This is a genomic window from Mucilaginibacter mallensis (genome assembly GCF_900105165.1).
Lineage (GTDB): Bacteria > Bacteroidota > Bacteroidia > Sphingobacteriales > Sphingobacteriaceae > Mucilaginibacter > Mucilaginibacter mallensis.
This window is the reverse complement of sequence record NZ_LT629740.1, coordinates 5,979,566-6,001,878: the sequence shown is the minus strand read 5'-3', so window position 1 is coordinate 6,001,878 and position 22,313 is coordinate 5,979,566. Positions and strand designations below refer to the sequence as shown.

The following is a 22,313-nucleotide window of genomic DNA, read 5'->3' as shown; positions in this document are numbered from 1 at the left end:
TCCGGGGACTGCGGTGATTTATCATCGCAGTAGCGTAATTGTCCCTTTCTTCTTAATCTGCTGACCGTCATTCATCACTGCTTCCAGGTAATAAACATATACGCCAACCGGTTGCTTGGTGCCCTTATAGGTACCATCCCATCCGTTTGATTGGTTTAATGTTGAGTAAATCATTTCGCCCCATTGATCGTACACATAAAATCTTATGCTCTTTATAGCGGTGCCGTACACATATTCTATATCATTTTTTCCATCACCGTTAGGGGTAAATGCATTCGGCACAAATATTCCATCGCCATTAGGGTTAGTTGTTGTACCGGTTATAGCGGCCGAGTTATCACTTAGCTGGCATTGTGAGCCACCAACAGCGCGAACCACAATGGTTATGCTCTCCGCCGGCTTAAGGCCTGCTATTGTATGTGTTAAACCAGCAGTGCCCGAGCTTGGATCGCTAAATGTAGCGCCGTTATCAATACTAATCTGGTATGCTACAGCGCCAGTTACAGCACCCCATGCAAAGGTTAAGCTTGTTGGTGTTGACGCGCTTACAGTTACCACCGGTGCCGATAATTGCTGCAGTATAGTCACGGTTACTGAAGTACGCGTTGCTGATGTACACCCACTGGTGCCATTCATGGCTGCGGCGTAATAGGTTGTACTGGCTGTTAACGCCGGTGTTGTAAAGCTGGTGCCAGTGGCTATGGCAGTACCGCCTGATGCTGTAGTATACCATGCTACCGTTGCACCCGGGTCACTAACCGTTGCCGATAGTGTAGTTGGTGAACCAGGGCATACAGATGTTCCCTGTGAGCTTATTTGTGGTGCCGATGGCGCAGGTTGTACCGTAATATTTACCGCGGTACGTGTTGCCGATGGGCAGCCGGTGGCATTTGTTGCCTCGGCATAATAAGTGGTATTGCTTGTTAATACCGGTGTCACAAAATCATCACCTGTTGCTACCGATGTGCCGCCAGTAGATGCAGTATACCAGTTATAGGTAAAGCCTGTTTGCGGATTATCAATAGCCAGCGTTGCTTGTGTTCCGCTGCAGGTGTTTTGAGCAGTACCGCTGGTTATAAGCGGTGCACCTGGTGCTGAAACTGCTGTTACCTGTACACTTGCTAGCGATGCGCTGGTACATGTACCATTAACCGCTTCAACATAATAAGTGGTATTGGCTGTTACCGGACCAGTGGTATAGCTCGAACCAGTAAACAACAGGTTAGTACGCGTAGCCGAATCATACCAATTATAAGTTAAGGCACTTTGCGGGCTCGATACGGATAACGTAGCCGTACTACCCATACAGGCTGATACATTGGCCGATGTTGGTACCGGTGTTGCCGGTGGCTGAGTAGCGTTGATCTGTACCGCAGTACGTGTAGTTGACGCGCAGCCTCCCAAGCTGCTTACTGCTTCAACATAATAACTTATTGAAGCGGTTATGGCAGGTGTGGTATAAACTGCACCGGTAAATATTGCCGTGCCACCTGTAGCGGCTGTATACCAGTTAAAGGTAACATTTGGTGTAGTGCTGGTGGCCGTTAAGGTTACCGCACTGCCCGAACAAACGGTTGGCGATGATGAACCGCCCTGTGCTGTAACCGTCGGCGGGGTTGGTAAAGCATTTATATTGATATCAACCTCGGTACGTGTGGCAGATGTACAGCCTGTACCATTTGCTGCCTCAGCAAAATAACTTGTATTCGCGGTTAACGCAGGCGTTGTAAAGCTGGTACCTGTGGCTACCGGTGTTCCGCCTGTAGCGGCTGTATACCAGTTGTAGGTTAAACCTGCAATTGGGTTTGATATAGTTAAGGTAACTGTTGAACCTGCACATGACTGTACGGTACTGCCATTGGCTATAGTAGGAGCCCCAGGCGCTGTAATGGCTGTTACCTGTACTTGTGCCAATGCTGGACTGGCGCAGGTACCGTTCAAAGCCTCAACATAATAAGTTGCATCGGCAGTTACCGCGGCGGTAGTATAGCTTGCCCCGGTAAACAACAGGTTAGTTTTCGCAGCTGAATCATACCAGTTATAAGTTATACCTGTTTGTGGACTTGATACAGCTAATGTAGCCGGACTGCCTATACAAGCTGATACTGTAGCTGATACAGGTACCGGTGTTGCCGGTGGCTGAGTAACATTAATCTGTACCGCGGTACGTGTGGTTGATGCACAGCCTCCTAAGCTGCTCACCGCTTCCACATAATAAGTAGTTGCAGCAGTTATTGCAGGCGTGGTATAAACCGCGCCGGTAAATATTGCTGTACCACCTGTAGCTGCAATGTACCAGTTAAAGGTAACATTAGCTGTGGTGCTTGTTGCGGTTAAAGTCACACCACTGCCTGCACAGGTTATTGGTGTTGATGAACCACCCTGCGCTGTAACTGTTGGTGGTGTAGGTAAGGCATTTATATTAATATCAACCTCGGTACGTGTGGCAGATGTACAGCCTGTACCATTTGCGGCCTCCGCGAAATAGCTTGTATTAGCGGTTAACGCAGGTGTAGTAAAGCTGGTGCCGGTGGCTACTGGTGTGCCGCCTGTAGCAGCTGTATACCAGTTATAAGTTAAACCTGCAATCGGTTTTGATATAGTTAATGTAACCGTTGAGCCTGTACATGACTGTACAGTACTGCCATTGGCTATAGTAGGAGCCCCCGGCGCTGCAACTGGTGTCACCTGCACTTGTGCCAGTGACGGACTAGCGCAGGTACCATTCAATGCTTCTACATAATAAGTGGCTGCCACAGTTACAGCAGCTGTAGTATAAGTTGCCCCGGTAAACAGCAGGTTAGTTTTCGTTGCTGAATCGTACCAATTGTAAGTTATGCCTACTTGTGGATTGGCTACCGCTAATGTAGCCGGACTGCCTATACAAGCCGATACTGTAGCCGATACTGGCACCGGTGTTGCCGGTGGTTGAGTAATACTAATCTGCACCGCAGTTCGTGATGCTGACGCGCAACCGCCTACAGTGCTCACCGCATCCACATAATAGGTAGTTGCTGCGGTTATGGCAGGTGTGGTATAAACCGCGCCGGTAAATATTGGTGTGCCACCTGTTGCTGCGGTATACCAGTTAAAGGTAACATTAGCTGTAGTGCTTGTTGCTGTTAACGTTACGCTGCTGCCCGCGCAGGTTGTTGGTGTTGACGAGCCGCCTTGTGCTGTAACCGTTGGTGGGGTTGGTAAGGCATTTATGTTGATATCAACCTCAGTACGTGATGGCGATGAACAGGCTGAACTGTTAGCTGCTTCAACAAAGTAACTGGTATTAGCAGTAAGCGACGGTGTGGTAAAGCTGGTGCCTGTTGCCAGTGCAGTTCCGCCAGTTGCAGTCGAGAACCAGCTGTAAGTATAGCCCGCAGCCGGGTTAGATATGGTTAAGGTAACTGTTGATCCTGTACATGATTGTACCGTACCACCATTAGCTACAACCGGAGCAACCGGAGCTGCTTGTATAGTTACCTGCGCTTGTGCCAGGTTATTGCTGCTGCAACCCGCGCTGTTTGATGCCGATACATAGAAATCGGTAGCAGTAGTGATCGGACCGGTTACGTAGGTAGCGCCTGTAAATAACAGGTTAGTTTTAGTAGCTGAATCGTACCAGTTATAAGTTACACCTGCTTGTGGCGAGCTTATTTGTAAGGTTGCCGGGTTGCCTGCGCAAACAGCCACACTATTACTTACCAATACCGGATCGTTTGGCAAGGCATTTATGTTGATGGTTACCGCTGTACGTGTTGATGGGTTACAATTACCCGCAGTAACTGCATCAACATAATACGTAGTTGCAGCGGTTAATGCCGGGGTATTAAATTGCGTACCGGTGAACAATAATGTACCACCTGTTGCCGCATCATACCAATTGTAAACATCATTTGTTTGCGGATTGGAGATACTAACACTTGCTGATGACCCGGTACAAACAGATAGGCCACCTGTAGGAATTACTACTGTTGGAGGTGTTGGTAATGGCTGTACGGTGATATCCGTTTCGGTGCGTGTTGGGCTGGTACAGCCAGTGCTGTTAACTGCCTCAACAAAGTACGACACATTGCTAGTGAGGTTATTTACCGTAAAGGTTGTACCTGTGAATGCCAGTGTGCCTGCTGTTGCCGCGGTGTACCAGCTATAGGTAAGGCCTGCAACAGGGCTGGTTACGCTTAAAGTAGCACTTCCGCCATTACATACTGTGGTTTGTGTAGCACTCAGGGTTGGTGCGGCTACCTGGTTAGTAACTGATATACTCACCTGTGTACGCCCGCCTGTATTTATACAACCACTGGCAGTATTTGAGGCCTCTACATAATAAATTGTATTTTGGGTGATGGCAGGCGTAGTGTAAGTTATGCCTGATGCTACTGCTGTACCACCTGTAGCTGCTGTATAATATTTATAAGTAACCCCTGTTTGCGGGCTCAATATATTTATAATAGCAGGGCTGCCCAAACATACGGTAAGGTTAGCTGCTTGTACACCCGGTTGTGAAGGCGACTGGTTAACATCCACAGTTGCTAATACCCTTGATGGGCTGATACAGCTGCCATTTACCAACTGAACATAATAAGTAGCATTGGCAATCGGCGTTACCTGGTAATTTGCACCGGTGAACAGCAGGTTACCAGCTGTTGCTGCATCGTACCATTGTACAATTGCAGTACCTGCATTAGTTACCGATAAAGTAGCACTGCTGCCTGAGCATACCTGCACTGTGCTTTGTGCCAGTACCGGATTAACAGGTGATGGCGACACATTCGCGGTAGCTGCAACCCTGTTTGGATTAGGGCATGAGTTTGCAGTACGGCTGCTTTCAACATAATAAGTTGTAGTTGCTGTTAACGTAGGGGTAGTATAGGTAGTACCTGTAAATAATGCTGTACCGCCTGTAGCTGTACTATACCATTTATAGGTTAAACCTGTACGGGCATTGCTAACTGTGAAAGAAGCTGTACTGCCTGAGCAGATGTTTTCTGTTGATACGCTTAGTTTAGGTTGCTCCACCTCTTTTGTCGCATACAATATATCGAGCGAGTTAAGGAGTGAAACCAATCCGTTAGACAGCCTTACTTCAACTGCATCATAAGCAACCTGTGGCGCAAATTCGATGATCGCGTCCTGATTGCCTGATAGTATCTGTACTTTAATCAGGCTGCTGCTCACATTAACACGATCGCCATTGTAAACAGTACCATTACTACTGTATGATGCTACCTGGATATGATCCAGTATGCCAGCAGTAAGTAAGCTGGCAGGTACCCTTATCCTTATTTTTACGGTATCACCTTTAATACCGCCATCACCAAATATTAGTTCCTGGCCTGAGTAAGCATTTAATAATGATAATGGCAAGTTCAGTACGGAAAAGTTGGTCGTATCCTGATCCACTGAGAAATTTGGATTAGTTACTGTACAACCCACGCATAATATGCCGCTATTGCTGGTTGTTTGTGATGATGCAAAATCGCACGAAGTAGAGAAAATAGTATTAACGGTTATGTTAACTGCGGTACGCTGCGGACTTGTACAGCCTGTTGCCGCTAATTGCGCCTCAACATAATAAGTTGTAGTTGAGGTTAAGGCAGGGGTTGTAAATGAGGATCCGGTTGCTACTGGCGTACCACCGGTTGCAGTTGTATACCAGTTAAAGGTAGCACCTGCAGTAGTTGAAGTTGCTGTTAGGGTTGCTGTTTGTCCGGCTGTTACCTGCGCGTTTGATGGGTTTACCGTAACCACTGGTTGTGCAGGAGTTGGGTTAACGTTTACGGCAGCAGCAGCTCTTGTTGGACTAACACAGCTTCCCAGCGATGCTTCAACATAATAAGTTGTATTTGCGGTAAGTGCAGGCGTTGTGTATTGCGCGCCTGTAAATACCGGTGTGCCGCCTGTTGCAGCAGTGTACCAGTTAAAGGTAACACCCGACTGTGTTGAGGTAGCAGTTAATATAGCTGATGAACCGGAACAAGTTTGTACCGGAGTTTGTGAAACGGTTGGCACTAATGGCGATGTAGCCACATTAGCAGTAACCAATGTACGTGTTGAACTACCACATTGCCCGCTGCCATTGGCTTCAACATAATAAGTTGCTGATGCGGTAAGCGCAGCAGTAGTGTATGGATTACCTGTAAATACCGGTGTGCCACCTGTTGCTGCAGTATACCAGCTAAAGGTTACCCCAGTTACAGCAGTAGCCGTAAATGTAGCCGGCGAACCTGAACATACCGTTTGTGTAGGCGCTGCTACAACAGGAGCAGCAGGTACAGGTGTAATGGTAATTGTTGCAGGAGTACGCACGCTTTGGGTACATCCATCAGCTGTGCGGCTGGCTTCGGCATAATAAGTTGTTGTTGCGCTTAAAACAGGTGTATTAAATGTTGCACCTGTAAATACCGGTGTGCCGCCTGTAGCTGTGGTATACCACTTCACGGTTACATATGATGGTACAGTAGCCGTAAGCGTGGATTGAGTACCCGAACAAGCCGTAATGCTTGACGTAGCTATCACCGGCTTGGCAACCTCTTCGGATGCATCGTAAATATTTAAGGCGGTGAGCACGCTCGCTACAGAGTTTAGTGTGATCTGAACCCTGTCAAAATCCTTGGTTGCTACAAATGCATACCTGAAACGGCTGGTGCCATTAAGCAATGTGATAGTTATAAGCGATGGGTTTATGGCAAAACTGTCGTTATTAAAAGTAGCGCCATTATAAGTAGAAATACCTATTCCTGAAAGCACACTTACACTTGCCAGTGATCCCGGTACACCGAGTTCCATTACTACGGTATCGCCGGCATGCCCTGTACTGGCAAAGCGCAATGTTTGATAAGCGCCGGCACCAAGTAATCCAACCGGTACATCTAATTGCGAGAATGTATTACGGTCGTTATCAACAGCACCGGTGGCATTGTTTATCGAACATAAAACACATAACCCGTTTGTACCTGATACCTGGTCGATAGCGGCATCGCAAGGTGTAGGGCTAACGGCTGATGTATTAATATTTACCACTCCGCTTGCCCTTGTAGCTGATTTTGTATTTGTCGCAGTTACAACGGCCTCAGCATAATAGGTAGTTGCTGCAAATAATGGTGGCGAAGTAAAGGTTGCCCCGGTAAATATAGGTGTCCCACCGGTTGGAGTAGTATACCAGTTAAATACAGTGCCCGGCGTAGTTGATGAGGCTGTTAAAGTAGCTGTTGTACCCGGAGCGATAGTTTGTGTAGCTGGGGTAACGGTTACATTAGGCACCACAATAGGGGTAATATTAACCGTAGCAGGTGTACGGCCTGGTGATACGCAATTCCCTAATGATGACTCTGCATAATAGGTTGTTGGCGTAGTTAAAGCAGGCGTAGTAAAGGTTGTGCCTGTATATAAAGCTGTACCACCGGTTGCTGTGCTATACCATTTTACGGTTACGTTATTACCTACAGTAGCCGTAAAAGTTGCTGTTTGTCCGCTGATGATGGTTGTTGTTGATGGCGTAACCACAGGATCTGCCGGTGGATTATCAACCAAAACCGAAACGGGGTAACGCACTGTACTAACGCAGGTACCACGGGTATAAGCTATATAATAACTTGTGTTTGCATTTAATGCAGGTGTTGTAAAGCTGGTACCGGTAAAGGCAACTGTTCCGCCAGTGGGCGCGGTGTACCATTGGAAAGTTCCGTTAGTGGGCGATGTGATATTCAGCACCGCTGTACTACCCTTACAAATTTCAGTATTAGGATTACTAAATACAGGTTTAGGGTATTGCTGCAATGCATAATAGATCTGCAATGTTGTTAAGGCTGTTAGCGCACCCGAGTTTAACCTAATGGTAGCGCTGGTATAGGCGGCAGGCGCCGGTACATAAATGGCATACTTGGTGCCACCGCTTAACAGGCTCACTTTAATCAGCGCGTTGTTAAGTGCGTAGCTGGCAACTTGGGTAGTACCGTTGTATAAAATAACCTGGAAGTTACCCAGCACACTCGCACTAAGCAGGTTGGCTGTACTGCCAACTACAATTTTAATGGTATCGCCCGCAAAACCCGGTTGTTGAAAGGTGAGGTTTTGCTCGCCATAGGCACCTAAAAGGCCCGCTAATACTGTAATTGTTGATGCGGTTGTGGTATCGGCATCCGTTGCAAGCGCAGGGTTAACCACACCGCAGCCAATACATATACCATTTACATCATTAGTTTGCGCGTTGGCAAATGAACATGGCGTATTGGTGTTGATAGTTACAGTAATAGTTATAGCAGTACGATCTGCCGACTGGCAACCGGTAGCATTAACCGCGGTTACATAATAGGTCGTATTTGTAAACAGTGCCGGAGTGGTATAGGTTGTCCCGGTAAAAATTGGGGTAGCCGCGGTGGCCGAACTATACCAATTGTAAGTATTTCCTGTTTGTGTATTGGTTACTTGAATGGTAGCTGTTTGCCCGGCGCTTATAGTTAAATTATTAGCGGCCAGTGTTGGGTCAGCAGGTTTTGGCGCTACTGTTATAATTGATGCGGTACGCGCGCTGCTTGGGCAGCCGGTAACATTAACAGCTTCGGCATAATAAGTAACGCTGGCATTTAATGCTGCTGTGGTAAAGTTTACACCTGTAAATACCGGTGTGCCGCCTGTTGCGGTAGTATACCAGTTATAAGTATCTCCGGTTACCGGGCTGGCTATGGATAACACGGCCACATCGCCCGCGCAAATAGTTTGGTTTGGCGCGGTAAGGGTTGGTGCAGCCGGCAACGGACTTATCGTCGCGGTTACCTGCGTGCGGCCCGGACTTACACAAGTACCGCCAGCTACTGCTTCGGCATAGTAACTAGTGGTTTGAGTTAAGGCGCTGGTGGTAAAAGTGTTCCCTGTTGCAACAGGTGTACCACCTGTTGCAGTGGTATACCAGTTAACGGTTACCCCTGTTACTGCGTTAGCGGTAAAGGTTGCTGATGACCCCGGACAAACGGTAACCGCATTAGTAGTTATAACCGGGTTAGCCGGTATGGTGTTCACGGTTACCGTAACTTTTGCCCGTTCGGATTGATCGGTACAACCAGTGCGCATTGCTGCAACATAATAGCTGGTGGTAGCAGTTAGTGCAGGTGTGGTAAAGCTGCTGCCGGTAAATAATGGGGTGGTTGCAGTGGCCGATGCATACCATAAAAATGTGGTATTAGGCACCGCTGTAGCAGTTAAAGTAGCCGTACTGCCATTACATATCGATGCATTATTGGTTACAGTGTTATTAAACTTGATAACAGGTCGTGGTATTAGCTTTTGAGCTTCATATAAATTTAAGGTTGATAATACATTCACCAGGCCACCCAAAGTAACCTGTACCCGATCGAACACATTAGTTGGTGCGTAGGTAACGATAATTTGAGGGTTGGCGGCACCAGCATTCAGTATTTGTACTGATAACAGCGATGAATTTAAAAGATAGGATTCAGGGGTACCGTTTGTGCCATTATAGGTTGATACCGTAATATCCGTCAAAACACCGGCTTGTAATACCGCGCCGGGTACGGATAATGTAAGCCGTATAGAATCACCTTTTACCGATGGCGCCTCATATATAATAGTTTGCTGAGCATAGGCACCTACCGCTCCAACCGCGGTAGATAATGTTGATGCAGTAGTTAGATTACCATCAATGGCATTCTGCGGATTCGCTACGCCACCTATATTGGCGCCCAGGTTAAGTAAACCGGCCGATATGCCATGCAGCTCATCAATAGGAGAGTTACATGCGCCGGGCGCGGTCCCGTTATAAAAGCCATCATAAAGATATAGGTTACTTAGCGCGCCTACAATACCGCCTACAAGTGTAACCCTTATGCGGTCATAAGTAGCTCCCGGCGATATACTCACCTCAAACTGATCATTATTACTGAGTGCGGTTATTAATGTTGATGCCAGTACAGGGCTGCCAATTGCTGTTGTACCATTGTAGGCCTGCAATTCAATGCCTCCCAATACAGTTGCGCTCAACAGCTTATCACCTGTACCCAATTTTACGGTTACAGGTGTACCGGCGGCAACCTTACTACTGCCCGGGAATATAAGTTCCTGGTAAGTATTTGCAGCTACGCCAACACCTATATTTAAGGTTGAGTAAGTTTCTATATTGCCGTCATCGGCATTTTGAGGATTAGTTACAGTACAAGCTAAGCAAAGCAAGCTTGTTGAACCATGATCTTCACTGCTGGCATATATGCGCTGGGCACGAGCGCTTGCGGCAGTTATTAATAACAAACATAAGATAATGATATGCTTGTAAATAATAGTATAAATTTTCATAGAAACGGGTATTAAGGTTAGATGCTTTAATTAGGCATCTAAAATTAATAAGCGCTTCTAGCATATCGTGAATGCACTTTGTTCACTTACAAGCAGCATTGGGCATGCTGTTCACACTGCAAAATACCGTTCATTCTGTTCATTAAAAAAATGCGCAGATGGTACAAGAATATGTAAATTCAGAATATTATATTATATAACGCACAAACTATCTGGTTTAATATATTCCGGGCCTATGAAATTTATTTTCATAAACGGCACAAGTGTTCATTTTTTATAAGTAAGATAATTTTTTACAATTGGTTATATAATAAAACACCCGAGACAGGTGTGATACGAATTTATCAATAGTTAATATTTATCAAAATAAACACAACACTTAATTATAAAAACAACCCACTGCACGTATTGCTTAAAAGAAACTTTAATTCAATTTTATTTCCCCTATCGTTCATTTTTGATATATAAAATGATTAATTTTCTTAATCATTTTAACCGACCCCATATCATGGACAAAATTTTCATCAGCAATGAAATTAAGTTGCAAATACTGAAAGTTAGCGGCCTGCCTGCCACAAAACCATACAATCTTGCCGGAGAAACACGATTGGACTTTCTGAATTATGATAAGGATGAGGACTTTTGCAGAACACTTGAATACCGCTTACAGGAAATAGCCTCCCAATACAATACCGGAAAAATTATATTAGAGGGCGACATCTCAAAAAGCTGCACCGTTAGCCATTGTGTAAAGCTGGTTTTTCCATGATAAAAAGCATCAGGTTAGCGGCCCTGTCATTTTACTAATTCATTAATATTATTAACCAGTACTTCTGCCTGAATTGTTAAAAAGATACCAGGAATAAGGCTATCGCCTTATTCATTTTGTTCATTGTCATTCATTTACAACCAATGGCTCTAAGCTTTATACTAAACAGTTAATATTAACCAAATAATAGTTAATATTATTCTAAGAAGAAAAAACCAATTAAAACATTACTGACGTATGTACAGTAATAAACTAACCTTATTCCTAAACTAAACCGTTATGACGTCTTTCTTGATTCAGCATTTTGATACGCTAAAAAGACTCGTTCTTTCAGATGGCGGATTTAAAAACATCTCCCCATCTGATTGTAAAGCGCTATCATTACTTATCTTCAAAAAAACCAACCAGCAAATAAGTGAAACTACTTTAAAGCGGGTGTACGGTTTTGCTTATAGTAAATTCAAGCCTTCATTATTTACGCTGGATGCTATGGCAAAGTTTTGTGATTATGGAGGATGGACAGACTTTTGCGAGCATAATACCAGCAGCAAAACAAAGAATCATGAAATTAAAGATGTTTCCTGGCATAACATTAAACATAATGCCGATAAAATAACCAGCTTTACCCTGCAGGCATTAAAAAACAGATCGGGCATACCTTATAACCAAACTATAAAAAGAAAATTTATTGATGACCATTTTGATGCTTTCTTAAAAGATGATTATACAGCTACTTTAATAACAGCGCCAGCCGGCTACGGTAAAACACTTGCATTATGCCACTGGGTTGAAGAACACATGGCCATGAATTTGCTGGGCCTGAATGATGATATAGTTCTATTTTTTAGCAGCAACGCGCTGATAAATGTTTTTATAAGCGGCAAGGATATAAACGAGTGGCTGCTATCATTACTAGGCTATGGCTGCGAGGACGATTTTTCGACCTTATTGGATATAAAGCAAAAACATAAAGGGAATTTTTACCTGATAATTGATGGTCTTGATGAGCATATGTTTAAAAGCGAGCAATTCCACCTGCTGTTCAATCAAATTCTGGATGTGTTTTCATTTTACCAGTTTCATGACTCGTTTAAGCTTGTACTAACGATGCGCTCCTCAACCTGGATAAATCACAGGCACGAGATCGAGGATTTTAAAAACAGATGGTTTCAGGGGTATATGATAGGTGATGACCAGGCTATAAATGCTCCACTATTTAATTTACAGGAGATAAAGGAGCTATGCACCAATATAAACCCCTCCATACAGAATTTTTTAGGTATTGAAGTTGCCGACAACTTTAACCACCCACTATATTTTCAATTTTATTACCGGCAGCATAAGGATGATTTTACACTTAATAATGTTGACCACGTATGCATTTACGAACTGATCTCCACTTTTATACTAAACAAAATATACCTGGGCGCTCATTCAGCCGAAAAGATGCTGCTGGTAAAAGCCCTTGTTGGAAAGATGGATTTTGCAACTGCCCGGTATGATGTAGATAAGCTGAAGATGAATGACCTGATCAGGCAATATCCCCAGGCTTATAATGACCTGTTGGGAATAGGTTTTATAAGGGAGGTGAACAAAAGCAACGATGTACAATACAACACACTCATTCAATTTGCCAATGATAATTTTTTAGATTATAGCATTGCCAACACATTACTTTCAAACAACCAAAATATTTTTAATTCGCAACTGATAGCCATAATTAATGAATCATTTAAAAATGAGCGCAAGGTTCCGATACTTAAATGGTGCATTATATATACCATAAAAACAGGGCAGCAGGAAAGTTTTGAACTTTTGGCAGAAACCCGGCTTTCGGCCAGGGAGAAAGCGGAGATCATCATTTTTTTAGGCGATATGCTTGAGAAAGCATGCGTCTCGCTGGCTAAGAGCGAGGCGATGATCCAATACTTCAGGCAGGATTGCAGCGATGGCTTATTCGATTACTTTTTTGGCCTTGAATTCATAAACGCCGATTATATAAAGGCCCTGCAAACCCTGCTGCGCTTTGAGCTATCAAACAAAAAGAAAATATTGATATATACCAGCCTGGCAGCAATAGCTGTAATGCAACTGGATATGAACAAGCTAGAAAGTTACATCGTAAACCTGAAAAACTTCCCGGCAGAGGATTTGCAATCGATGGCATTAAATCCATTGCACTGCCTCGAAACCGCTTTCTACTTTCTAAAATATGGCATAGTTAAAAAAGAAGCCTTTGCCGAACTAACCAGCTTTTACTTTAATCCGCCAAAAAGCGAAAATGGATTTGAAAAAACTAACACCAACGATATTTTATACCTGTTGGCTATTCATACCTTATCCATATGCAAAAACCCTGTTAAGCTGCTGAGATTTACCCGAGCGCTCAACAAAATCTACAAAAATGACCCTGAACATTTACAGGGCTACCGCTTCCTTTTACAACTTATTACTACTGATGCTCATCTTCAGGCAAATAAAACAACCGAGGGATTAAGCAATTATGCCGACACCCTAATACTATATGAAGCTAATAAAGACTCCTATACCCCTTTTATGAAAGCCTCATTTTATTTGCTGAAAGTAAAAATGTGCTTATATCAAAATAACAGCGCTGATTTACAGCAAACCATGAAATCATTAGTTTCTTTAGCCGATCAATCCGGATTTAAACTGATAAAGGTGCAGGCATTAGTCTTTATACTATCAAATAAGGAGCTGTTAAATATAAACCCCGACTACTACAAGCAAATCTATTATGATTTTATAAAACTTGTACGCGAAAGCGGCTTTAGAGAGGAAAGCTTTATTACTAATGAAGTGGCATTGGCTATTAAATAACTGAGAATCTGATTTTATTGTACTTGCTTTTTGTAGTCTTTTTTCCAATCGAGGTAGCCTAATAATGCTATGCCCACGTATATGGCATACATTATTGCTGTAAGATGCAGGCCCTTGAATATGTATACGCCAACATATACTATATCAACAAATATCCATATCAGCCAATTTTCAAGTACCTTACGTGCTAAAAACACCTGTGCCACCAGGCTGCAAGCCGTACAAAAACTATCAATATAGGGGTATGATGCCGGCGTATACTTTAACAGTGTCCCCAATATAAAAGTGAAAACTATAATGGCTATAATTGAATATATGATCTCCTTACGAGTGATAACAGCTACAGGGATCTTCTTTTCATCGCCGGCTTTTTTGCTCCAGTAATACCAGCCATAAACATTGGTTATTAAAAAATAAACCTGTAAGCCCATATCTGCAAAAAGGCGGGTATCATAAAAAATAACAATATAAATAGCTACGCTGACGATAGCTATAGGCCAATTCCAGATATTATTTACAGCCGCCAGGTAAACACATAATAACCCGGTTATTACGCCTACTACCTCCAGCAAGCTTTGCTGCTGCCACCATAGCTGTAAGGCGTGTATGAGTTGCATGGCAGTAAATATATGGAAGTAATATTATAAATTGACGATCAAGGAAGCAGAGGCCCCGAGCGATTCCCTCCCCTGGAGGGGCAGGGAGGGGTTTCACCACCTAGCTAAGCAATGAAGCATCAAAATTCTTAGGCAGTTCAATGTCAGTATTCTCTTTCAATATTACCAAAATCTCAGTTTCAATAGTCCTTAACACATTCAATATATCGTACTTAACCTCAGCCTCAGAAAACCTTAAAAATCTAACTCCAAAGCTTTCTAATTTCTGCTGCCGAATTCCATCTTTCAAAAAAGCTTCCTCATAATTGTGAGACATGCCATCAATTTCAATAACAAGCATTAGATCTTTACAGTAAAAATCGACTATATAATTATCAATACAGCGTTGCCGGTCAAAATCAAAGCCAAAAAATCTTGTTTTCTTTAAGCTCGTTCCACAAAAGAACTTCGCCGAAGGTCATGTTCTTTCTTAGCTTGCGAGCGAGGGTTTTTAGGTTTGGGTTGTAGAGGATGATTTTGGACATGTGATTTTATGTGGCAGAAACCCCTCCCTGCCCTCCCAGGGGGAGGGAATCGCTCAGGGCCTCTGCTTTTTCTTTTGTTGATTATTTACTCCCTACCAAATCTTTACCCTCTTAGCAGAATCAACCCACATTTTGTCGCCTTTTTTTATGTGGAAAGCTTCATAGAACTCAGGCACATCTGTAAACGGACCGTTTACACGCAAAAATCCGGGGGCGTGTTCATTGGTCAATATCTGGCTCGATACGGCCTCCTGTCTGTCCTGTCCCAGCCATCCCAGCGCATAACCCAAAAAGAAACGCTGCATAGGGGTTAATCCGTTTATGGTTTTACCTTCTTTATACTGGTCTGTCTTTTTAAAGGCATCCAGGCCTATTACTATCCCACCCAGATCGGCAATATTTTCGCCCTGGGTGGCTTTACCGTTAACGTGCAGACCGTAAACTGTATAGCCGCTAAACTGATCGATAAGCATTTGGGCACGTTGCTTAAATTTAACCGAATCAGCAGGCAACCACCATTCTTTCAAATTGCCATCAGCATCAAACTGGCGGCCTGAGTCGTCAAAACCATGCGTCATCTCGTGGCCAATGGTTGATGCTGCCGCATAACCATATACTACCGCGTCGTCAACATCCTCATCCTTAATACCTGGGATAGAGAATTGCGCGGCCGGCAGTACGATCTCATTATTCGATGGATTATAATAAGCATTATAGGTTTGCGGTGTTATATCCCATTCGGTACGATCGACAGGTTTGCCCAGTTTATTGGCCTCAAAGCGGTGCCAAAAGTTATTGGCGCGCATTACATTCAATGCATACGGACCTCGATCGATAGTTAAGGATGAAAAGTCCTTCCACTTATCAGGATAACCAACCTTTGGCGTTACCCTGGATAGTTTATAGTAAGCCTTCTCCTTTGTCTGTTCGCTCATCCAGTCCAATTTCTCAATATGCTCCTTAAAGCTGGTACGCATGGCCTCAACCAGTTTTACATAGCGGGCCTTGGTTTTTTCAGGAAAATATTCTTTTACAAATATCTGCCCCAATACTTCGCCCATTAAGCTATTTTCAACATCAAGCACACGTTTCCAGCGTGGTAACTGCGCTTTACTGCCATATAATACAGTACCATAAAAACGGAAGCTCTCCTGGTCAAAAGCTTTGCTTAGGTATGCGCTATAATCACTCACCAGGTTTTTAAGCAGATAGTTTTTCCAATCGGCAATGCTGTAAGTTTTAATCGCCTTGTTTAAGGCCCTGTAATACTCCGGCTGACCAACAATTACCGTATCCACACCCTTATAATCCATCTGTTCAAAGGTGGCTTTCCAGTCTATATCCGGTGCTAACTTGTTTAAACCGGCTAAAGGCATCTTATTATAGTTATGGTAGGGGTCGCGCAGGTCTTCCAGCTTACGTGAGCTATCAGCCAAAAACTTCTCGAGCGCATAAACCCTTTTACTGGCCATATCGGCATCAGCGGCATTTAGGCCGGCAAGTTTAAATAGGGTTGGTAAATGTTTTTGCTGATAATCGTTGCGTATGGTAATACTATGCGGGTCGTTATTAAAATAATAATCGCGGTTTGGTAAACCTATACCAGCCTGCCACAGGTTCATGAGCATTTTAGCGCTGTTTTTTGAATCCTGCCCCACCTGGGCGCCAATTGGTGTTGATCCCCCTATGGTTTGCAGGTGGGCAAACTCCTCAACCAGGTCTTTTGTATCTTTAATACTTGCTATCCTGCCTATTTCGGGTTTAAGCGGAGCAAGGCCCTGCTTCTCAATAGCAACCGTATCCATCCCCGAAAAATAGAAATCACCTATCTTTTGTGTATTGGCGCCTTTTGGCGCATTGGCTTTAAGCGCATCCTCATTTATTTTTTTAAGCTGATCCCGTAACTCTTCCTCAACTATATTACCAATACCCCACGATGAGTAAGCCGCCGGTATAGGATTCTTTTTGAGCCAGCTGCCATTCGCATATTTAAAAAAATCATCGCCAGGTTTTACTGTGGTATCCCTGTTGGTGTAAACCGGGTCGTTTGCTACGGTTACGGGTGTATTATTTTTGCAGGAATTAAATAATACGGTGCCTAATGAGCACAAGGCAATAGCCTTTACAATTGATTTTTGTGAGGTCATTTAAAATGCGTGTATAAAATTAAATACAGTGTGTACAAAAAAATGGAATGTGTATGGCTTTCCTGGACACTATAGTATTATAAAGGTATCTCAAAATTGCAAAATCAGAAATGTTATTTATTCTTAATTGTTGTATAAGTATGTTTTTTTTAACTGGTTTTGTGATTAACAAACTAAAAATTAAAAATTTTAGTCCCAATTACTAAATTATGGCTTTGCATTTGTATATAAATCGGTGGCCTACATATGCCATGAAAACAAATCTACCGTCTACCTATAAAAATGAATTCTCAGACACCCAAGCTGATAATTTTTGTTCTTTGTTTTGGGTTTAATCAATAGTTTAAATTAATTAGGGGAAAGGGAGCTTCAAAAGAGCTCTCTTTTTTTTTATGTAAAACTTTTTACTATGCTTGCATAGTATTATATTGGGCTTTTAATATTATAAACAAATGTATTTTGAATTATCAGAAGAACAGAAAATGATACGCCAGGCAGCCCGCGACTTTGCACAAACGGAGCTAAAACCGGGTGTAATTGAAAGGGATGAGCATCAAAAATTTCCGGCCGAACAAATAAAAAAACTGGGTGAGCTTGGTTTTTTGGGGATGATGGTATCACCTCAGTACGGCGGTAGCGGTATGGATGCTATTTCATATGTGCTGGTGATGGAAGAGTTATCAAAAATTGATGCTTCAGCCTCGGTAGTAGTTTCTGTAAATAATTCATTAGTATGCTACGGACTTGAGAAATACGGCAGTGAGGAACAAAAGCAAAAATACCTTATACCATTAGCCAAAGGCGAAAAGATAGGTGCATTCTGCCTTTCAGAACCCGAAGCTGGTTCTGATGCCACCTCACAAAGAACCACCGCCATTGATATGGGCGACCACTACCTGTTAAATGGTACTAAAAACTGGATAACCAATGGCAGCTCGGCCTCCACCTACCTGGTAATGGCACAAACCGACGCCAGCAAGGGCTCACACGGTATAAATGCGCTGATAGTAGAAAAAGGTATAGAGGGCTTTACCATTGGCGCCAAGGAGAATAAAATGGGCATACGTGGCTCTGATACCCACTCGCTTATGTTTAATGATGTTAAAGTACCAAAGGAAAACCGCATCGGTGAAGATGGATTTGGGTTTAAATTTGCCATGAGCACCCTCGAGGGCGGCCGCATTGGCATTGCCGCGCAGGCATTGGGCATAGCATCGGGCGCGCTTGAGTTGGCAGTGCAATATGCTAAGGAACGCACCGCATTTGGCAAAACCCTTGCAAACCTGCAGGCTATACAATTTAAACTGGCCGATATGGCTACTGATATTGAGGCAGCCCGCTTATTATGCCTGCGTGCCGCATGGTTAAAAGACAATGGTAAGCCTTATGGCCAGGCCAGCGCTATGGCCAAACTATTTGCATCTGAAACGGCCATGAAAACAACTATTGAAGCTGTACAGGTACACGGTGGCTACGGCTTTGTAAAGGAATACCACGTGGAGCGTTTAATGCGCGATGCTAAAATAACACAGATATACGAAGGAACTTCTGAAATTCAGAAGTTTGTCATATCGCGCGAGGTGCTGAAATAATAGTATTGCTTTTGTTTACTTTTGATTTTGCATCCATTATGAAAAGTAAAACGCTGTTATTCCTGATATTATCCCTCTTCGCCGTTACTGGCTTTGCACAAACCAAATTACAAATTGGCATTTGGCGGGGGGTGTTAAAAACATCATCGGGCAATAACCTGCCTTTTAATTTTAGTTTGACCGATAGCGCCGGCAAACCGGTGATCGCTATTATGAACGGTGATGAACGCCTGCAAGTAACTGATGTTAAGGTAGACGGCGACTCCGTTTTCATCCATATGCCTTTGTTCGATTCTGAATTCAGGTTAAGGCATGAGGCTAATTTTTTAGTAGGCAAGTGGATAAAACACTTGGGCACTAAGGACGCTACCATGGATTTTGTAGCACAGCCTAATGCTTCATGGCGCTTTTTTAAAGACAGCCCTGCGCCTGCGTTTAATCTATCGGGCCGATGGTCTGCTATTTTTGGTGATGGCGATAAAAGAGATACCACCGTTGGAGAATTTAAACAAACAGGATCGAAGTTAACCGGTACATTTTTAACCACCACCGGCGATTACCGCTACCTGGAAGGTTCAGTAGCTGGCGACAGCTTATACCTGTCATGCTTTGATGGTGGTCATGCCTTTATCTTTACAGCTAAAATCAGTTCGGACCAAACATTGACAGATGGCAAAATGTACTCAGGCTATTCCGGTTTGGATCATTGGACGGCTGTTAGAAACGAAAACGCCAAACTACCTGATGCTTATTCACTAACCGCCTTAAAACCCGGTTACGATAAAATTGCTTTCACTTTCAGGGATCTGAAGGGCAATAAAGTATCGCTAAGTGATGCCCGTTTTAAAAACAAGGTAGTTATTGTGCAGATACTAGGCTCATGGTGCCCCAATTGTATGGATGAAACTACCTTTTTTGTAAATAGCTATTATGCTAAATATCACCCTAAAGGCGTAGAGATTGTTGGGCTTGCTTATGAACGCACTACAGATTTTGCCAAATCACAGCGTACCGTACAACAGTTAAAAGATCATTTTAATATTCCTTACCCATTATTAATAACAGGCTACACTCCCGGCAAAGGCGACCCGCAAAAGAGCCTGCCTATGCTGGCAGATTTTAAGGGCTTCCCTACCACCATCATTATTGATAAAAAAGGCGATGTACGCAAAATACATACCGGTTTCAGTGGCCCGGGTACAGGGGATTACTACACTCAGTTTGTTGATGAGTTTGAAAAGTTGACAGATGATCTGTTAGCGGAGTAGTTTTTCGATTTGGGATTTGGGAATTTCGATTTCGGATTCTATACTGTTAAAGCGCTTGTCATTCTGAGCTGAGCGAAGAGCTCTCCCGCTTTCAATTATCCGCCCATATATAGATACGTCGTTCCTCAGCATTACAAAAAATAAATCCCAAATCGAAATTCCGAAATCCGAAATCAAGCCTTCTCTTCCCAAATCTCGCACAAATGCAATATAGTCTCAACGGCTTTTTGCATATCCTGTACCGACACCCATTCTTGTTTACCGTGAAAAGCGTGCTCACCAGCAAAAATATTAGGGCAGGGCAGGCCCATAAATGATAAGCGGGAGCCATCCGTTCCACCCCTGATACTGCACAGTTTGGCATCCATCCCACTGCGCCTTATCGCTTCCATACCGTATTCAACAATTTGCGGGTGTTCATCCAGCTTATTTTTCATGTTGCGGTATTGCGGTTTTACATGCAGCTCATAGGTTGAATTAGGGTAGTGTTTTAAAACATTTTCCGTAATTTCCCTGATCACATCAGCGTGCTGCTTTAATTTATCTTCCTCAAAATCACGGATAATGAAATCAACCGTAGCCTGTTCCACATGCCCGGCAATATTTACCGGATGCACAAACCCTTGTTTAAGTTCTGTGCCTTCAGGCGATAGTTCAAAAGGCAGTTTAGCTACAATCTGCCCTGCAATTTTTATAGCGCTTTCCATTTTGCCCTTCGCAAAGCCAGGATGGGAGCTGAGACCATTTATAATAAGTTTTGCACCATCGGCGCTAAAGGTTTCATTCTCCATATTACCGGCGCTCTCACCATCAATAGTATAGCCGGCATAGGCGCCTAGTTTCTTTATGTCAACCTTATCAACACCACGGCCTATTTCTTCATCAGGGGTAAACAATATGCGTATGGCGCCATGCTTAATTTCAGGGTGATTAATCAGATGATAGCAGGCATCCATAATTTCGGCAACACCTGCCTTATTATCAGCACCAAGCAGGGTAGTACCGCTGGCCGTAACAATATCATTGCCGATCTGATTTTTCAGGTCAGGGTGTTCCCTCATTTTCAATACCTGCGCTTCATCATCAGGCAAAACCAGATCTTCACCCTGGTAATTTTTGTGAACGATGGGCTTAACGTTTAGTCCGCTACAATCAGGCGAAGTGTCCATATGCGAGCAAAAACAGATCACAGAAACATTTGGTTTAGTAGTATTAGCCGGGATGGTGGCATACACGTATCCAAACTCATCCAGGTGGGCATCAGCAACGCCCATTGACAGCAATTCATTAACCAATAGTTTACCCAGGTCCATTTGTTTTTTGCTTGATGGGTAAGTCTCAGAGGCCGGATCAGACTGCGTATCTATCACTACGTAGCGTAAAAAACGCTCTAAAACACAAAATTTTAAACTTTTTTTATAATCCATCGAATTTATTATATTAGGGGAAGGGGCATATTTATAGTACAAACGGTAAATCCCCTGTAATTTGTAAATTTTAATATTAATTTCAGCAAATTGAAAAAAATCTTTTTACTTATCGCGTTAATATTTTCTTCAATAATGGCAGAAGCGCAAGGCGGATCTACTTATACGCCGATGGCTATCGGTTTTGGAGTGAGCTCTGTTCGCGGCTATACAAACGTCGCGCAGCAAAATAACACACTTGCGTTTAACGGTAATTTTACTTATTACGCAACACCCTTTGTTCCTTTAACAGCAGAGTTACAAGTAGGCAGATTATGGGGTGGCAGCCGGGCAAATGACCAATACAGACGCGAATATGTAAATAATTACCAGGCGTTCATTATACATGGAGAAATACAGCTGGGTGAATTGATCGATTTCTCAGGAAGCCGCTTTTTAGACATCGTTAAAGATTTTTATGCCGGGCCTGGATTTGGCTTCCTAAACAATAATGTTGAGAACCAGCGTACCAATTTAATTGCCTCCCCTGGCCAACCGGTTGGATCATATACATTCCCCGGGTCGGATAAGAGCATAAATCCAATGGCATCTTTTAGGGCAGGGTATGAATTTAAATTTTACAATGAGTTTGATGAGCCTTATTTAAGGCTTGATATTGAATACGTTCACAACTTTGTTTATGGCTCAGGACTTGATGGTTATAACGATCCGCCAAATATATTTAAGCATGAGCACTCCGACTCATACCGACAAATTACCGTTGGCATAAAATACAGCTTTGGTGAGGTTAAAAACTACATGAAAAGCATAAAAAACGCCTATTATTAAT

The 22,313-nt window shown here is 43.3% G+C and carries 10 protein-coding genes; 5 read left to right on the top strand and 5 right to left on the bottom strand.

All coding sequences use genetic code 11. The features are described from left to right. Positions 1-21 precede the first annotated feature (21 nt). The gene (locus BLU33_RS24880) at positions 22-10,299 is read right to left on the bottom strand and encodes a gliding motility-associated C-terminal domain-containing protein (RefSeq protein WP_091379992.1); all 10,278 of its coding nucleotides are present in this window, start codon (positions 10,297-10,299) and stop codon (positions 22-24) included. 508 nt (positions 10,300-10,807) lie between these two features. On the opposite strand from BLU33_RS24880, the gene BLU33_RS24875 reads away from it, so the two are divergent. Beyond that, positions 10,808-11,068: a hypothetical protein gene (locus BLU33_RS24875; RefSeq protein ID WP_091379989.1), complete on the top strand. Its 261-nt coding sequence runs from the start codon at positions 10,808-10,810 to the stop codon at positions 11,066-11,068. Positions 11,069-11,347: 279 nt separating this feature from the next. Beyond that, positions 11,348-13,909, top strand: coding sequence for an NACHT domain-containing protein (locus tag BLU33_RS24870; protein ID WP_091379985.1), 2,562 nt, complete (start codon positions 11,348-11,350; stop codon positions 13,907-13,909). A gap of 14 nt (positions 13,910-13,923) precedes the next feature. Here the strand turns inward: BLU33_RS24870 and pnuC are convergent, their stop codons facing one another. The 3 genes from pnuC to BLU33_RS24855 form a co-directional block, all read right to left on the bottom strand. Further along, entirely contained in the window at positions 13,924-14,526 is a 603-nt protein-coding gene (pnuC, locus tag BLU33_RS24865) for a nicotinamide riboside transporter PnuC (RefSeq protein WP_091379982.1), read from the bottom strand. Positions 14,527-14,626: 100 nt separating this feature from the next. Continuing rightward, on the bottom strand, positions 14,627-14,905 hold the full coding sequence (locus tag BLU33_RS24860; protein WP_232009459.1) for an endonuclease domain-containing protein: 279 nt from the start codon (positions 14,903-14,905) through the stop codon (positions 14,627-14,629). Between the two features lie 237 nt (positions 14,906-15,142). Then, positions 15,143-17,197, bottom strand: coding sequence for a M13 family metallopeptidase (locus BLU33_RS24855; RefSeq protein WP_091379979.1), 2,055 nt, complete (start codon positions 17,195-17,197; stop codon positions 15,143-15,145). Positions 17,198-17,649: 452 nt separating this feature from the next. Here BLU33_RS24855 and BLU33_RS24850 point away from each other — a divergent pair, with 452 nt between their 5' ends. Then, complete coding sequence (locus BLU33_RS24850; protein WP_091379976.1) at positions 17,650-18,789, top strand: acyl-CoA dehydrogenase; 1,140 nt, start codon at positions 17,650-17,652, stop codon at positions 18,787-18,789. 38 nt (positions 18,790-18,827) lie between these two features. Beyond that, the gene (locus BLU33_RS24845) at positions 18,828-20,057 is read left to right on the top strand and encodes a peroxiredoxin family protein (RefSeq protein ID WP_091379973.1); all 1,230 of its coding nucleotides are present in this window, start codon (positions 18,828-18,830) and stop codon (positions 20,055-20,057) included. A 173-nt stretch (positions 20,058-20,230) separates the two neighbouring features. On the opposite strand, the gene pepT is transcribed toward BLU33_RS24845, so the two are convergent. Next, positions 20,231-21,484, bottom strand: a complete 1,254-nt coding sequence (pepT, locus tag BLU33_RS24840) for a peptidase T (RefSeq protein WP_091380996.1) — start codon at positions 21,482-21,484, stop codon at positions 20,231-20,233. Between the two features lie 90 nt (positions 21,485-21,574). On the opposite strand from pepT, the gene BLU33_RS24835 reads away from it, so the two are divergent. After that, positions 21,575-22,312 (top strand): hypothetical protein, encoded by a 738-nt coding sequence (locus tag BLU33_RS24835; protein WP_157682384.1) that lies wholly within the window; start codon positions 21,575-21,577, stop codon positions 22,310-22,312. Position 22,313: the final 1 nt, after the last annotated feature.